The following is a 14,383-nucleotide window of genomic DNA, read 5'->3' as shown; positions in this document are numbered from 1 at the left end:
GGGGACACCGTCGTAAAGGGGCCTCGGGGGCCGTTGAACCATTTTTTGTTGCCGTCGATCCCGCTCCCGACGGGAGACGGCACGGCCGACAGTGGTTGGGCGAACTTCACCCGGGCCACCGGAATTCGGAATATACGCGACGAATCAAAGGAATAGCAACAAAAACCACTTGATAGAACCCCAATTAAATGCATGCGCCGATCTGGTGCCGTTTTATTGGGGACGTATCATTTTGGTGCAAAAAGAAGCGGCGCTGCCAGCGCCGCCTCGTGATCTGCCTTTCCCGCGTTACTGCTGGATCGGCGGGGTGTTTTCACGCACCTTTCTGGGGCGTCCGCGCGGCAGCGGCGACACGCGGCGATTCGCGGTGCGCGCCGCCCATTCGCGGTAATTCTCGCCGCCGAGCACCCAGCCCTTCAGCGTCGCCTGCTGAAGCTGGTCGGCCTGCCGCTCGTCGAGCGGCTGCTCGCAGAGCTCCTTGTACGCGCGCTGACGATCGAACGGCGTGTTGCCGAGCGCCCAGTAGAGCGGATGGTCGGTGATCAGGCTGTCGACGGTGAGACCGACGTGGTGCCGGTAGCTCGACCAGCGATAGGCGTCGGCCGTCGCGACGAGCTGCGAGCGCACCGGGCTCATCTCGACCACGCGGCTCGCGAGCAGGAAATAGCGCTCGCCTTCGATCACGGTCGCTCGATAGCGGCCTTCCCACAAGGTGCCGCGACGCGAATAACGTCGGTTGAAATGCGCAACGTAGCGGCGGCCGACCGCCTGCATCGCCTTCGGCAGGCTCGCCTCGTCGCTCGGCGTCACGAGGAGTTGCACCTGACGCGGAAGCAGCACGTAGGCATGCACCGAAAGGTGATGATCGCGTGCCGCGGCCTTCAGACAATCGATGAAGAGTTCGTAGTCCTGGTCGTCGACGAACGCGGGTTGCTGATCCAGGCCGCGCAGTATCACGTGCTGCGGCTGGTCGGGAACGTAGAGTCGTGCTAACCGTGCCATGCTGAATGTCCGTTTGAACGCGTTAGGAAATACCCGAAGGTCCGAAATTGCGCACTGCGCCGAATGCGTGTCCCGGCGGGGCGCGGAAGCGTACGGTCGTGCGAATCCTAGGGTGAAAACTCTAACTTACGAGCTTGTTTGGTTTTAAACGCAGTCGTCATAATGAGCACGCCTTAGATCGGAGGAGACACAATGAAACGAAAACTGGCCATTACGGGGGCTGCAGCGCTCGCATTCACGTTTGCGGGCGGTACGGCACACGCACAATCCGCAGGTGATTTCTACGTCAGCACCGGCTGGTTCCACCTGTCCCCCCAGGACAGCAGCGATCCGCTTTACGTCTACGGCGTCGGCGGCACGCCCGTCAATCAGTCCATTGCCAACACCGGCGCCGGCATCAACGACGCCGACACGCTCGGCCTCGCGACCGGCTATTTCATCACTGACCACATTTCCACCGAATTCGTTCTCGGTGTGCCACCGAAGTTCGACATTACCGGCAAGGGCCAGTTCTCGAGCTTCGGCGTGCTCGGCCGCGCGTACCAGTGGAGCCCGGCCCTGCTGCTGCGCTATCACTTCAACGATGCCAACGCGAAATTCCGCCCGTATGTCGGCGTCGGCGCGACGTACGTCTGGTTCACCGGTGCGAAGATCACGAACAGCGCATTCGAGAACGGCGTGCTCGGCGGCCCGACCAGCGCGCAGACGAGCAACCAGTGGGCGCCCGTCTTTAACGCCGGCTTCACGTACAACTTCACCAAACACTGGTTCGGCGGCCTGTCGATCTCCTACATCCCGGTCAGCGTGACCGCGACGTTCACGACGGCCCGCCGCACGCCGGTCGGCACGCTCACGGAAACGTCGAAGGCGCACATCTCGCTGAACCCGATCGTCACGTATCTGAACGTCGGCTATCGCTTCTAAGCGTAGTCGAATATTTGGGGAATGGTTAATCCTGCTGCAATTTGTAGCGGAATTTTCCTTGAGTAACGGGTCCGCGATGCAGAACGCCCCGGTCGGAGTCCGGCCGGGGCGTCGTTTTTTCGCGTCAGGCACGTTCCCGCACAGGGTTTTGCCGGATGCGCGCGGCGTTACACGATGTCGTCGAGTGCCGTCGGGCCGATCAGGTCGATCCGGTCCGTGCAGACCGCGTCGACGCCCCAGCGCACGAGTTCGCGCGCGCGGGCGAGGTCGTTGACCGTGTAGACCAGGATGCGCAGCCCGGCCGCCTTGATCGCGCGCACGAGCGGTTCGTCGAGCGCCTTGTGGTTCGCATGCAACGATACGCAGCCGAGCGCGCTGACGACTTGCGCGTGCCAGTCGTCCGGCACAGCGTCGTACAGCATCCCGCGCGGCAGCGCCGGAGCGCTGGCGCGCGCCTGTTGCAACGCGTCGAACGAAAACGACGACAGCAGCGGCGGCACGGCCGCGCCGTGCCAGTATGCAGCCGCATCGGCCGCCACCCGCTGCCCCGTGTCGCGCTCGCGGCCCGGGCACGGCTTGATCTCGACGTTCGCCGCCAGCCCGTGCGCGATGCAGCGTGCCGCCGCAGCCTCGAGCGTCGGCATCTGCTCGCCCGCGAATCGCGCGTCGAACCAGGCGCCGGCATCGAGCGCGGCCAACGCCGCGTAGCGCATGCCCGCGGCCGGCCCGCTGCCGTTCGACGTGCGGTCGACCGTGTCGTCGTGCAACAGGAAACTCACGTCGTCGGCGGACAGTTTCGCGTCGAACTCGACCATCCGGTGACCGCGCCGCGCGCCTTCGTCGAACGCGGCGAGCGTGTTCTCCGGCGCGAGCGTGCCGCCGCCGCGATGGGCGACGACGCGCGGATAGGGCCAGTCGGTACGGGAAGTCATCGTGAGCCTCTCGGCGGGTTCGTGAGGGTCAGCCGGCACGCTTGCCGGTTTCGGGATCGAAGAAATGCAGCCGATGCGCGGGCAGCGCGGCGGCCAGCGCCGTGCCGCGCGCCGGACGATCCGCGTGCGGCAGGCGCACCGCGACGTCGTGGTTGCCCCAGCGGCCGTGCGCGAGGTTGTCCGCGCCGAGCAGCTCGCACGAGTCGACCGGCAGCGTCGCCTGCGCGACACCCGGCTGCGGCGTCATGTGCTCCGGCCGCACGCCAAGCACCCAGTCGCGCCCCGCGGCGATCGCGGTGCCGATGCCCGGCGCGCCGGCAACCGGCAGCGCCGGGCCGCCGCCCGCGACCGTGAACGTCGCGCCATCCTCGGACAGCCGGCCGTGCATCAGGTTCATCGCCGGCGAGCCGATGAAGCCTGCGACGAACACCGTCGCCGGCTTCTCGTACACGTCGACCGGCGCGCCGATCTGCTCCGCATAGCCGCGGTTCATCACGATCACGCGCTGGGCGAGCGTCATCGCCTCGATCTGATCGTGCGTCACGTACACGCTCGTCGTCGCGAGCCGCGCATGCAGCCGCTGGATCTCCAGGCGCATCTGCACGCGCAGCTTCGCGTCGAGGTTCGACAGCGGCTCGTCGAACAGGAACACGGACGGCTCGCGCACGATCGCCCGCCCCATCGCGACGCGTTGCCGCTGGCCGCCCGACAACTCGCGCGGCCGCCGCGCGAGCAGCGGCTCGAGCTCGAGGATCTTCGCTGCCGCGGCCACCCGCGCGTCGATCGTCGCGCGCTCGATGCCGCGGATCTTCAGCCCGTAGCCCATGTTCTGTGCGACCGTCATGTGCGGATACAGCGCGTAGTTCTGGAACACCATCGCAATGTCGCGATCCTTCGGCTCCAGCGTGTTGACCACGCGCTCGCCGATCGCGATCTCGCCGTCCGTCACCGTCTCGAGCCCCGCGATCATCCGCAAGAGCGTCGACTTGCCGCAGCCCGACGGGCCGACCAGCACGATGAATTCGCCGTCGGCGATCTCCACGTCGATGCCGTGCAGCACATGCTGCTTGCCGTCGTAGGATTTCCTGACGCCCTTCAAGCTCAGCGCAGCCATACTTGGTCCTTCTCCCGGTTGCCGTCCGTGGTTCATTTCTCGGAATCGACGAGGCCGCGCACGAACCAGCGCTGCATCGCCAGCACGACGACGAGCGGCGGAATCATCGCCAGCAGCGTCGCCGCCATTACGTATTGCCACTCCGTCGCGGCGTCACCGCTCGCGATCATCGTCTTGATGCCCACCACCGCCGTCGACAGCGACGCCTCCGTCGTGATCAGGATCGGCCACAGATACTGGTTCCAGCCGTAAATGAACGTGATCACGAACAGCGCCGCGATGCTCGTCTTCGACAGCGGCAACACCACGTCCCGGAAAAAGCGCAGCGGTCCCGCGCCGTCGATGCGCGCGGCGTCCATCAGCTCGTCGGGCAGCGTCATGAAGAACTGGCGGAACAGGAACGTCGCGGTCGCGGATGCGATCAGCGGCAGCGAAAGCCCGGCGTAGGTGTTCGTCAGATGCAGGGTCGACACGACCTGCACGGTCGGGAAGATCCGCACCTCGACCGGCAGCATCAGCGTGACGAAGATCAGCCAGAACGCGGTGTTGCGGAACGGAAAGCGGAAATAGACGATCGCGTACGCCGACAGGATCGACACCGCGATCTTGCCGACCGCGATCGCGAGCGCCATCACGAAACTGTTGACGAGCAGCCGGCCGAACGGCGCCGTCGTGCCGCCGCTGCCGTGCCCCCAGATGTAAGCGATGTTCTCCAGCAGGTGTGTGCTCGGCACCAGCGACAACGGGATCGTGAACACTTCCTGCGCGTTCATGGTCGCCGCGCAGAACGCAACGTACACGGGGAACACGATCAGCACGACGCCCGCGATCAGCACCGCGTGGCAGAACAGGTCGAAGCCCTTGCGATTTTCGATCATGCGTATTGCACCCTGCGTTCGACGAAGCGGAACTGAATCACCGTCAGGCCGACGACGATGATCATCAGCACGACCGACTGCGCGCCCGAGCTACCGATGTCGAGGCCCTGGAAGCCCTCCGTGAAGATCTTGTAGATCAGCGTTTTCGTGCTTTGCGCGGGGCCGCCGGCGGTGGCCGCGTCGATCACCGGGAACGTGTCGAAGAACGCGTAGACGAGGTTCACGACCAGCAGGAAGAAGCTGGTTGGCGACAGCAGCGGCAGCACGATATTGAAGAAGCGCCGCACCGGCCCCGCGCCGTCGATCGCCGCCGCCTCGATCAGCGAGCGGGGAATCGCCTGCAGCCCCGCGTAGAAGAACAGGAAGTTGTAGCTCACCTGCTTCCACACCGACGCGAGCACGACGAGAAACATTGCCTGGCCGCCGTTCAGCGCGTGATTCCAGACGATGCCGCCCTTCGCGAGCGCATAGGTGACGAGGCCGATGCTGGGATTGAACAGGAACGCCCAAAGCACGGCCGCGATCGTCGGCGCGACCGCGTATGGCCAGATCAACAGCGTGCGGTACACGCGCGCGCCGCGGATCACGCGGTCGGCGCATGCGGCGAGCAGCAGCGACACGACGAGCCCGCTGACCGTCACGAGCGAGCTGAATACCAGCGTCGTGCGGAACGAATCGAGGTACAGCGGATCGGCGAACAGGTGCGTGAAGTTCGCGAAGCCGACGAATTCACTCGATGTGCCGAATGCATCCTGCATCTGCGTCGACTGCCACAGCGCGACGCCGGCCGGCCACAGGAAAAATACGGCGGTGATGGCGAGCTGCGGCGCGATCAGCAGGTACGGCAGCAGGCTCGTGCCGAAACGGGAACGGGATTGCATCGCGGGCATCCGGTCAAGCGAAACGGGAAAGGAACCGCGCCGCCGGCCGCCCGCTCGCAGAGGCGAAGCGGCGGCCGGCGACACGAACGCGATGCGGGATCAGCTGCCCGACTTCTCGAAGCGGCGCAGCAGCTCGTCGCCGCGCGACGCTGCCGAATCGAGCGCGTCCTTCGGCGACTTCTTCTGCGCCCAGACCTGCTCGAGTTCCTCGTCGACGACCGTGCGGATCTGCGGCATGTTGCCGAGACGCAGCCCCTTCGTGTAAGGCAGCGGCGGCTTGTTCATCATCTGCTTGATCGCGGTTTCCGCGCTCGGGTTCTTCGCATAGAAGCCCTGCTGGCGCGTGAGCTCGTACGCGGCCGTCGTGACCGGCAGGTAGCCCGTTTCCTGGTGCCACTTGGCGGCGATCGGCGGCGAAGCCAGGAACGCGAGGAATTTCGCGACGCCCTTGTAGGTCACCGGATCCTTGCCGGCCAGCACCCACAGGCTCGCGCCGCCGATGATCGCGTTCTGCGGCGCCCCCTTCACGTTCGCGTCGTACGGCATCATGCCGGTGCCGTAGCTGAACTTCGCGAACTTCTGCACGTTCGCAAGCGCGCCCGATGAGGTCGTCAGGATCCCGCAGTCGCCGCTGTAGAACTTCGCGGACGCTTCGTCCTTGCGGCCCGCATACGTGAACGTGCCGTCCTTCTGCATCTGCTGCAGGAACGCGATGTGCGCGACCTGCTGCGGCTTGTTGAATTCGAGCACGGCGTCGGCGCCGTCGAAGCCGTTGTTGCGGCTCGCGAACGGCAGCGCATGCCATGCGCTGTAGTTCTCGAGCTGGATCCAGCCTTGCCAGCCGGTCGTGAAGCCGCACGTCATCCCGGACTTGCGCAGTTTCTCCGCGTCGGCCTGCACGTCGGCCCACGTCTTCGGCGGCTGGTTCGGATCGAGCCCGGCCTTCTTGAATGCGTCCTTGTTGTAGTACAGCACGGGCGTCGAGCTGTTGAACGGCATCGACACGAGATGGCCCGTCTTCGCATCGCTGTAGTAGCTGGCGATGGTCGGCACGAACGCCTTCTCGTCGAGCGGCACGCCGGCCTGCTTGAACACGTCGTACACCGGCACGACGGCCTTCTTCGCCTGCATCATCGTCGCGGTGCCGACTTCGTAGACCTGGAGAATCGCCGGCGCATTGCCGCTGCGATAGGCGGCGATGCCCGCCGCGAGCGCCTGGTCGTAGGTGCCCTTGAACACCGGCACGATCTTGTAGTCGCTCTGCGATGCGTTGAATTGCGTGGCAAGTTCATTCACGCGCTCGCCGAGCGCCGACTCCATCGCATGCCAGAACTGGATTTCCGTCACGGCGAACGCCGCATGCTGCACACCGAACATCAACGCGCCGCCCAGCGCGATCGAGCGAATCATGGTCCCCGCGGGCTTCTTCTTCATCGACCTCTCTCCTGTGAAAACGTTACCAACAGCGTGTGCAACATTCCCGTCGCCATTGAACCGGCGAAGTCTAGTGATCGTTTGTGACAGTCAGTTGTCGTTGACAACGAACAGGCGCTGATATTCCTTCAGCGCAAAGCGGTCGGTCATGCCGGCGATGTAGTGCGCGACGAGGCGCGGCTGCTGCGCGTCGTCGTCCGACTGGTACGGCGGCGGCAGCAACCGCGGATCGTCGATGAACGCGTCGAACAGCCCGGTGACGACGCGCTGGGCCTTGTTCGCCATGCGCATCACCTTGTAGTGCCGATACAGGTTCTTGAACAGGAACCGCTTGAGGGCGGCCGCCTGCGCGGCGACCGCCTCGCTGTGCGCGACGAGCTGCGGCGCGGCGCGCACGTCGTCGAGCGACGCGGGCGCGACGCGCGCGAGATTGCGCGTGGTCTCGTCGATCAGGTCGACGATCAGCGTATTGATGATGCGGCGCACCGTCTCGTGCACGAGGCGGCGGCCTTCCAGATGCGGGAATTCGGCGAGCGCGGCGTCGTAGTGGCGCTGCCACAGCTCGACTTCGGCGAGCTGCTCGATCGTGATCAGGCCGGAGCGCAAGCCGTCGTCGACGTCGTGGTTGTTGTACGCGATTTCGTCCGCGATGTTCGCCAGCTGCGCTTCCAGCGATGGCTGACGGCCCTGCAGGAAGCGCTCGCCGAGCGCGCCGAGCTTGCGTGCGTTCTCGCGCGAACAGTGCTTCAGGATGCCTTCGCGCGTCTCGAAGCACAGGTTCAGGCCGTTGAACGCGCCGTAATGCTCCTCGAGCTCGTCAACCACGGCCAGGCTCTGCAGGTTGTGCTCGAAGCCGCCGTGCTCGCGCATGCACGCATTCAGCGCGTCCTGCCCGGCATGGCCGAACGGCGTGTGCCCGAGATCGTGCGCGAGCGAGATCGCTTCGACGAGATCCTCGTTGAGCCGCAGGTTGCGCGCGACCGAGCGGGCGATCTGCGCGACCTCGAGGCTGTGGGTGAGGCGGGTGCGGAACAGGTCGCCTTCGTGATTGACGAAGACCTGCGTCTTGTATTCGAGCCGGCGGAATGCGGTCGAATGAACGATACGGTCGCGATCGCGCTGGAATTCGGTGCGCGCCGCCGGCGGTGTTTCCTGATGGCGACGGCCGCGCGACTGCGACGCGTGGGCGGCATACGGAGCGAGATGGGCTTCCAGCGCCGCCAGCGTCGGCGGCTCGGCCAGCGCCGCGACGGATGCGCGACCGGCTTCGGTCGGTTTGCTGCTGGATGTCTCGCTCACGTCTCCTCCATGTCAGGGGCGCCGGGCCATCCGGGGCGCCGTTACCGGGTTGTCTGCGCCAGCGTGGCGAACACGGCTTCGTCGGGCGCCTGGGTGATCAGCGTATCGCCGAATCGCTTCAGCAGGATGAACTTGATCGCACCGGCTTCCGCCTTCTTGTCGACGCGCATCAGGTCCATGTAGCGCGCATCGCCGAGCGCCGGCCCGCGCACCGGCAGATGCGCGGCGGCGATCACCGCGTCGAGCCGCTGCCGCGACGCTTCGTCGAAGAGGCCGAGCCGCACCGACAGGTCGGCCGCCATCACCATCCCGCAGCCGACCGCCTCGCCGTGCAGCCACTCGCCGTAACCGAGCCCGGCCTCGATCGCATGACCGAACGTATGGCCGAAATTCAGGATCGCGCGCAGACCGCCTTCGCGTTCGTCGGCCGCGACCACGCTCGCCTTGATCTCGCACGAGCGCTTCACCGCATGCGCAAGCGCGGCCGGCTCGCGGCGGTTCAGCGCATCGACGTTCGCCTCGATCCAGTCGAAGAATGCCGCATCGGCGATCGCGCCCGTCTTGATGACCTCCGCCACGCCGGCCGCCAGCTCGCGATCGGGCAGCGTGGTCAGCGCGCCGATATCGGCGATCACGGCCTGCGGCTGGTAAAACGCACCGATCATGTTCTTGCCGAGCGGGTGGTTGATGCCCGTCTTGCCGCCGACCGACGAATCGACCTGCGACAGCAGCGTCGTCGGCACCTGGATGAACGGCACGCCGCGCATGTAGCATGCGGCGGCAAAGCCGGTCATGTCGCCGATCACGCCGCCGCCAAGTGCGACGAGCGTCGTCTTGCGGTCGGCGCGCTCGGTCAGCAGACCGTCGAAGATCAGGTTCAGCGTTTCCCAGTTCTTGTAGGCCTCGCCGTCCGGCAGCACGACCGTCGAGACGCGCTTGCCGAGCGGCGCGAGCGCTGCTCGCAGCGCGTCGCCGTACAGCGGATCGACCGTCGTGTTCGTGACGATCGTGATCGACGAGCCGGTGATGTGAGGAGCGAACAGCTCGGTGCGGCCGATCAGGCCGGCACCAATGTGAATCGGGTAGGCGCGGTCGCCCAGATCGACGTTGACGGTAATCATGCTTGTAGCGGCTTGGCGACGACGCCTGCCAGTTCGAGTTGCATCAGCACCATGTTGACGAGGCCGTTGACCGACGGACGGCCGGTCTCGATGATGAAGTCCGCGCATTCGCGGTACAGCGGGTCGCGTACTTCGTAGAGCGCTTCGAGACGCGCCTTCGGATCGTCGGTCTGCAACAGCGGGCGGTTCTTGTCCTTGCGCGTGCGCAACCACAGATCGTGCGGATTGGCGCGCAGATAGATGACGATGCCGTGGCCCTTCAGGCAATCGCGATTTTCGGGACGCAGCACCGCACCGCCGCCCGTCGCGAGCACGATGTTCTCGCGCTGCGTCAGATCCGCGATCACCTGCGATTCGCGGTCGCGAAACCCGGCCTCGCCCTCCATCTCGAAGATCACCGGAATGCGCGCACCCGTGCGGGCCTCGATTTCGTGGTCGGAGTCGAAGAACGTCCTGTCGAGCCGGCGCGCGACCGCACGGCCCACGGTGGTCTTACCCGCTCCCATAAGGCCGACGAAAAATACGTTTGCGTGTGGGTCCCGCGCTTGCAACGGCTTCCTCTGCTTGAATCTTGCTGGTGTGTGGCGCAGCTTACTGGCAAAGCGGCTGCCTTGTCGAGCCTGCACCACCGGCTTCCGGCCCCGTTTTTCCCGCATCCGAGTCGCCCGCGCCGGCCGTTTCACAACGCGCGCCGACGACCGTCGGCGTGATGAAGACGACCAGTTCGTTACGCTGGTCGCGCCGCGCGCGGTGCCGGAAAAGCGCGCCCAGAACCGGTATTTTGCCCAAGAGCGGCACCCGCGTCACATCGTCCCGGTTCAACTGCTCGTAAATCCCGCCGATCGCGACCGTTCCGCCGTCCTCGACCTCGACGCGCGTCTGGACGTGCTTGGTATGAATCGCCGGGCCGGCGGCCGTTGGCTCGCCGATGCTGTCCTTCGTCACATCCAGGTCGAGCACGACGCGCCCGTCGGGCGTGATCTGCGGCTCGACCTCGAGCTTCAGCGTCGCACGGCGGAACTGCACGCCGCTCACGCCGTTGCCGACTTTCGCCTGGTAAGGCAGCTCCGAACCCTGTTCGACGATCGCCTTCACGCGGTCGGCCGTCACCACGCGCGGGCTGGAAACGATCTGGCCCCGCCCCTGCGCCTCGAGCGCGCTCAATTCGACGTCGAGCACGCGGCTGAGCGGCGCGGCGAACAACGTGAAGCCGGCCGTCGCCGCCTCGAAGCCGCCAAGCGGCCGCGCGGCCAGATCCAGCGCGTTGCGCGTGTCCGTTGCGGACGCCGCCCCGTCCGCGACGGGCGCCCGCCCCTGGGCGCGCAGCGCGACGCGTGCGCCGAGGTTGCGCGAGAAGCCCTGTTCGCCCTCGACAATGCGCGCCTCGATCCGGACTTGTCGCGACGGCCGGTCGATCGCGTCGATCAGACCCGCGATCTGTTCGATGCGCGGCGCCAGATCGGTGACGAACAACAAGTTCATGCGCGGATCGGCCGCCGCAGCGCCGCGTTTCGACAGCAGGCGCTGGCCGGTCGCCCCCGCCAGCAGCCGCTGCACGTCCTGCGCGCGCGGATAATGCAGCGCGAAGGTTCGGCTCGCGAGCGGCTCCAGCTCGGCCGCGCGTGCATGCGTTTCGAAGCGCTCGCGCTCACGCGCCGCGAGTTCGACCGCCGGAGTGACCCAGATCACGTTGCCGCGCCGGGACATCGCCAGCCCATGTGTGTCGAGCAACGTATCGAATGCATCGCGCCAGCGCACATTGTTCAGACGTAATGTCACGGTACCGCGCACTTGCTCGCCGACGATGACGTTCAGCCCGGTGAATCGCGCGAGCGCGTCGAATGCGGCTGCGAGCCCGACGCCTTGCAGATTCAGCGAGATTCGCCGCGCGTCGTCCACATCGCCTGGGCGCCGCGCCGAGGCGTCGCTCATGCGCGTCGGGGGAGGCAAGGGGATCGGCGGCCCTTCCAGCCGGGGCAGCGGTGCCGCAGTGTTTGCCTGAAGCGCTGCGCGCGCCGCCTGGTCGAACGGCAGTGGACCGTCGTGCGCCGGCGCGTCATCGTCCGCGCCGTCCATTCCGTCGGGCGCACCCTGCGGCAGCGGCGTGTGCTGGGAATATGCCCGTATCGATCCGATCGGCCCGCCGGCCGGCGGTAAAGGCGGTAGCGCGGCGTTCACGGCGGCCATGCTCGATCCGACCCAGAATGCGATCACCCACCATCCGTACTTCGTCATGAGCGGCCTCCGTCGTCCACGACAAACCGGCGAGCGCCTCCGGCCGTCGCGACTGTCACGGCACCGGCATCGATGCTCACCACACGCGACAACCCGAACACTTCGCCCGGCGCGACGGTAGCGAATGCGCCGTCGCCAGCGTCGAACAGCGCGAGCCCGGTGCGTCCGTCACGAATGGTGCCGGCCAGGCGCGGCGTCATGTCATCGGCCACCGTCGGCGATCCGGCGTCGCCGAATGGATCGTCGCTCGGCGTACCGGCAAGCACCGCCTCCGCGCCATCGGGAACCCATGCCCCCGACAGCGCTGGAAACACGTCGATCGTCATCTCCACCCGCGACGCGGGCGCTTTCCGCTCGATATGCAGCCCCGACGGCACCACCAGCGCGGGAAAACTCGCCAGCCCGCCCATCAGGCGCAGCAGCGCCGGAAAACCGCCATCGGCGACGATCCGCACCGTGCGCCGGCCATCCGGCACTGCATCGTCAGTGCGCCGTGGTTCGATCGACACAACCCTCAGTCCGCTTCCTCGGACCAAGTCAGCCAGCTCCAGCATCAACGCCGGCCACCCCGGCGCAGGCCGCGAGCTGGCGTTGCGCCCGGCAGCCGGGCCCATATCGCGCTGCGGCGCGGCGGTCGCGAGCAGCCGTTGCGCATCGGCGGCCCGTATCTGCGCCGTTGCCAGCAACGCCCGACTGCGTGCGAGTCCGCTTCCATCGACGGCGTTTGTCAGATGAATGCCGCCCGCCATCACGAACGCGAATGCCAGCACACAGCCAACGGCGTGCATTGCGGCCGGCGACATTCGCGTCACGCGGCCGAGCCACTCAGCACCGTCAGGCATGGATTGATGCACGATCGCGGTCATGCGCCGCCTCCCGCTGCCTTCTGTCGCGGCGGCGCGTCGTGCCAGCGCACCTGCACGGAAAAACGGAACGGCACGGCCGAACCCTCGACCGATGTGGCCGAAGCCGGTGTCAGCGCACCGATGTCGAATCGCCAGTCGCGCTGTTCGGCCGCGATCCGCGCGAGCCACCGCGCTGCCGTCCGGTAACTCGTCGCGCGTGCGTCGAGCTCGGCACCCGACGATGTCGTACGCAATGCGTCGAGCCGGACAGTGTCGTCGCGCACCTGCGCCAGCGTCGCGAGCAGCCCGCCAACTCGCCGGTAAGGCCCGGCAAGGGCGACTGCCCGCGCATCGCGCTGTGCGAGATCGGCGGCCGCGCCGGCGGCGCGCCGTGCGGCATCGACCTGCGGCTGCAATTGCCGCAGCTGCGCCTCCACTCGCGTGCGTTCGGCATCCACGCGCCATCGCCACGCTGCCGCCGCCCCTGTCCACACGCAGGCCCCCAATGCGCCGAGCACGATCGCCACCCCGCATTGCGTGGCACGGCGCCGCCGCAGCGCCCGCGTCAGCCGCTCACGGTACGGCAACAAATTGAAGCCGCCGAGCGTGACATGGCCAGCGACAGCGCGCCCGAAACTCATATCGGCCGTCATTCCCACACCCCGCGCAGCGCCAGCCCGATCGCGAGGGCAAACGCCGGACCACCCGGTGCGCCAACGGGTACACCACGCAGCCCATCCCATCCGGTGCAATCGAACGGCATCACTGCCACCCCGAGGGCATCGCCGATATCGGCGGCCGACGTGCCGCAGCGAGCGATACAGCGCTCGTCGCCGGCTACGAGCACGCAGCGCACCGGCTCGAATACGCACTGGCGCAACGCGTCAGGCAACGCCGCACGCACGTCGCCGGACACCGCGAGCACCGGCGCGGCGATCGTACCGTCGATCCGCCAGCCGCGCACGCCTGTGTCGCTGAACCAGAGCGCGGCATACGGGCCATGCGCGTCCGGCTCGAACTGCGCGGCATAGCGCAACGCGCGCAGTGCGGCAGCTGACTCGCCGTCGACGGCCGTCAGATCGATGCCGGCCTGCGCGGCCACGTCGATCCGCCGCTCGAGCAATGCCTGCGGGGCCACGGCGACTGAAATTTCACCCTGGCACGCATCGTCGTCCTGTCGCCAGTCGAACGCGAAGTGGTCGGGCGCCAGCCCCGAGATCCGTTCGGCAGCCTGTCGGGCAGCGTCCGCGATGTCGTCGCGCCCGGCCAGATCGAGCGTCGCGGTCCGCATCTCGTCATCGCGCAGCGCCATCACGCCGCGCGCGTCACAGCGCACGCCCGCCCCAGCCAGCCGCGACACGGCCGCCGCCAACGCACGTGCGACAGCAGCCCAGCGCGCGTCCTCCGGCCCGTCGGCCAGTCCGACCGGCTCCCGCTCGAGTCCTTCGACCCGCACATCCGCGATCCGGCCGCGCCGGCTCAGCACGGCTACCCTCACCTCGTCCGCCCCGACGTCGATGCCCGTCGAACGGTGCCTGCCTGGCGCGAACCGCGCCGCCCATCGTCCTGCCATCCCAGCCTCCCGCGATCGTCGCGGCCCACGCCGCGTTACCGAGGCCTGATTCTGCAAAGCGGCGCGTGCGCCCGACAGTCGGCCGAACGGCCAGTCGTGATTCGAAACGGGCCCGCGGACGCCATACTGGCGGCACCGCGATTCG

Annotated in this window: 14 protein-coding genes; 1 reads left to right on the top strand and 13 read right to left on the bottom strand. The window is 67.1% G+C overall.

Features of this window, described 5'->3' with window-relative positions; genetic code table 11:
* Positions 1 to 288: 288 nt before the first annotated feature.
* On the bottom strand, positions 289 to 1,002 hold the full coding sequence (locus WI26_RS01625; RefSeq protein ID WP_059467849.1) for a transposase: 714 nt from the start codon (positions 1,000 to 1,002) through the stop codon (positions 289 to 291).
* A gap of 192 nt (positions 1,003 to 1,194) precedes the next feature.
* Between WI26_RS01625 and WI26_RS01620 the strand changes: the two genes are divergently transcribed.
* Positions 1,195 to 1,926 carry an OmpW/AlkL family protein gene (locus WI26_RS01620; protein WP_059467848.1) on the top strand — a complete coding sequence of 244 codons (732 nt, stop codon included), beginning with the start codon at positions 1,195 to 1,197 and terminating at the stop codon, positions 1,924 to 1,926.
* A gap of 167 nt (positions 1,927 to 2,093) precedes the next feature.
* On the opposite strand, the gene ugpQ is transcribed toward WI26_RS01620, so the two are convergent.
* The 12 genes from ugpQ to WI26_RS01560 all read right to left on the bottom strand — a co-directional run bounded on the left by ugpQ (position 2,094) and on the right by WI26_RS01560 (position 14,238).
* The gene (ugpQ, locus tag WI26_RS01615) at positions 2,094 to 2,858 is read right to left on the bottom strand and encodes a glycerophosphodiester phosphodiesterase (protein WP_069226329.1); all 765 of its coding nucleotides are present in this window, start codon (positions 2,856 to 2,858) and stop codon (positions 2,094 to 2,096) included.
* A 28-nt stretch (positions 2,859 to 2,886) separates the two neighbouring features.
* Positions 2,887 to 3,972, bottom strand: a complete 1,086-nt coding sequence (locus WI26_RS01610) for a sn-glycerol-3-phosphate import ATP-binding protein UgpC (RefSeq protein ID WP_069225051.1) — start codon at positions 3,970 to 3,972, stop codon at positions 2,887 to 2,889.
* A gap of 32 nt (positions 3,973 to 4,004) precedes the next feature.
* Positions 4,005 to 4,850 carry a sn-glycerol-3-phosphate ABC transporter permease UgpE gene (ugpE, locus tag WI26_RS01605; protein ID WP_069225050.1) on the bottom strand — a complete coding sequence of 282 codons (846 nt, stop codon included), beginning with the start codon at positions 4,848 to 4,850 and terminating at the stop codon, positions 4,005 to 4,007.
* Positions 4,847 to 5,731, bottom strand: a complete 885-nt coding sequence (gene ugpA / locus WI26_RS01600; protein ID WP_059449834.1) for a sn-glycerol-3-phosphate ABC transporter permease UgpA — start codon at positions 5,729 to 5,731, stop codon at positions 4,847 to 4,849. The genes ugpE and ugpA overlap by 4 nt, the downstream gene beginning before the upstream one ends.
* 99 nt (positions 5,732 to 5,830) lie before the next feature.
* Complete coding sequence (ugpB, locus tag WI26_RS01595) at positions 5,831 to 7,165, bottom strand: sn-glycerol-3-phosphate ABC transporter substrate-binding protein UgpB (RefSeq protein WP_069225049.1); 1,335 nt, start codon at positions 7,163 to 7,165, stop codon at positions 5,831 to 5,833.
* A 90-nt stretch (positions 7,166 to 7,255) separates the two neighbouring features.
* Positions 7,256 to 8,464 (bottom strand): deoxyguanosinetriphosphate triphosphohydrolase, encoded by a 1,209-nt coding sequence (locus tag WI26_RS01590; protein ID WP_059467843.1) that lies wholly within the window; start codon positions 8,462 to 8,464, stop codon positions 7,256 to 7,258.
* Positions 8,465 to 8,505: 41 nt separating this feature from the next.
* The gene (aroB, locus tag WI26_RS01585) at positions 8,506 to 9,585 is read right to left on the bottom strand and encodes a 3-dehydroquinate synthase (RefSeq protein ID WP_059467842.1); all 1,080 of its coding nucleotides are present in this window, start codon (positions 9,583 to 9,585) and stop codon (positions 8,506 to 8,508) included.
* On the bottom strand, positions 9,582 to 10,136 hold the full coding sequence (locus WI26_RS01580; RefSeq protein WP_059467841.1) for a shikimate kinase: 555 nt from the start codon (positions 10,134 to 10,136) through the stop codon (positions 9,582 to 9,584). Before WI26_RS01580 ends, aroB begins: the two co-directional genes overlap by 4 nt.
* Positions 10,137 to 10,176: 40 nt before the next feature.
* Entirely contained in the window at positions 10,177 to 11,820 is a 1,644-nt protein-coding gene (locus tag WI26_RS01575) for a type IV pilus secretin PilQ (RefSeq protein ID WP_069225048.1), read from the bottom strand.
* Complete coding sequence (locus tag WI26_RS01570) at positions 11,817 to 12,686, bottom strand: pilus assembly protein (RefSeq protein WP_069225047.1); 870 nt, start codon at positions 12,684 to 12,686, stop codon at positions 11,817 to 11,819. The genes WI26_RS01575 and WI26_RS01570 overlap by 4 nt, the downstream gene beginning before the upstream one ends.
* A complete protein-coding gene (locus WI26_RS01565; protein WP_069225046.1) occupies positions 12,683 to 13,318 on the bottom strand; it encodes a fimbrial protein in 636 nt (211 codons plus the stop codon). Before WI26_RS01565 ends, WI26_RS01570 begins: the two co-directional genes overlap by 4 nt.
* Positions 13,315 to 14,238: a competence protein ComA gene (locus WI26_RS01560; RefSeq protein WP_069225045.1), complete on the bottom strand. Its 924-nt coding sequence runs from the start codon at positions 14,236 to 14,238 to the stop codon at positions 13,315 to 13,317. Before WI26_RS01560 ends, WI26_RS01565 begins: the two co-directional genes overlap by 4 nt.
* Positions 14,239 to 14,383: the final 145 nt, after the last annotated feature.

The sequence above is a fragment of the Burkholderia diffusa genome (genome assembly GCF_001718315.1).
Classification (GTDB): Bacteria; Pseudomonadota; Gammaproteobacteria; order Burkholderiales; family Burkholderiaceae; genus Burkholderia; species Burkholderia diffusa_B.
This window is presented reverse-complemented; position numbering and strand designations above follow the sequence as displayed.

Bases quoted from the DNA above. Each gene is read 5' to 3' on its own strand.
- WI26_RS01625 (WP_059467849.1), bottom strand. From the start codon at position 1,002: ATGGCACGGTTAGCACGACTCTACGTTCCCGACCAGCCGCAGCACGTG.
- WI26_RS01560 (WP_069225045.1), bottom strand. From the start codon at position 14,238: ATGGCAGGACGATGGGCGGCGCGGTTCGCGCCAGGCAGGCACCGTTCG.
- WI26_RS01570 (WP_069225047.1), bottom strand. From the start codon at position 12,686: ATGACCGCGATCGTGCATCAATCCATGCCTGACGGTGCTGAGTGGCTC.
- WI26_RS01610 (WP_069225051.1), bottom strand. From the start codon at position 3,972: ATGGCTGCGCTGAGCTTGAAGGGCGTCAGGAAATCCTACGACGGCAAG.
- ugpE (WP_069225050.1), bottom strand. From the start codon at position 4,850: ATGATCGAAAATCGCAAGGGCTTCGACCTGTTCTGCCACGCGGTGCTG.
- ugpB (WP_069225049.1), bottom strand. From the start codon at position 7,165: ATGAAGAAGAAGCCCGCGGGGACCATGATTCGCTCGATCGCGCTGGGC.
- ugpA (WP_059449834.1), bottom strand. From the start codon at position 5,731: ATGCAATCCCGTTCCCGTTTCGGCACGAGCCTGCTGCCGTACCTGCTG.
- WI26_RS01565 (WP_069225046.1), bottom strand. From the start codon at position 13,318: ATGACGGCCGATATGAGTTTCGGGCGCGCTGTCGCTGGCCATGTCACG.
- ugpQ (WP_069226329.1), bottom strand. From the start codon at position 2,858: ATGACTTCCCGTACCGACTGGCCCTATCCGCGCGTCGTCGCCCATCGC.
- WI26_RS01575 (WP_069225048.1), bottom strand. From the start codon at position 11,820: ATGACGAAGTACGGATGGTGGGTGATCGCATTCTGGGTCGGATCGAGC.
- WI26_RS01620 (WP_059467848.1), top strand. From the start codon at position 1,195: ATGAAACGAAAACTGGCCATTACGGGGGCTGCAGCGCTCGCATTCACG.
- aroB (WP_059467842.1), bottom strand. From the start codon at position 9,585: ATGATTACCGTCAACGTCGATCTGGGCGACCGCGCCTACCCGATTCAC.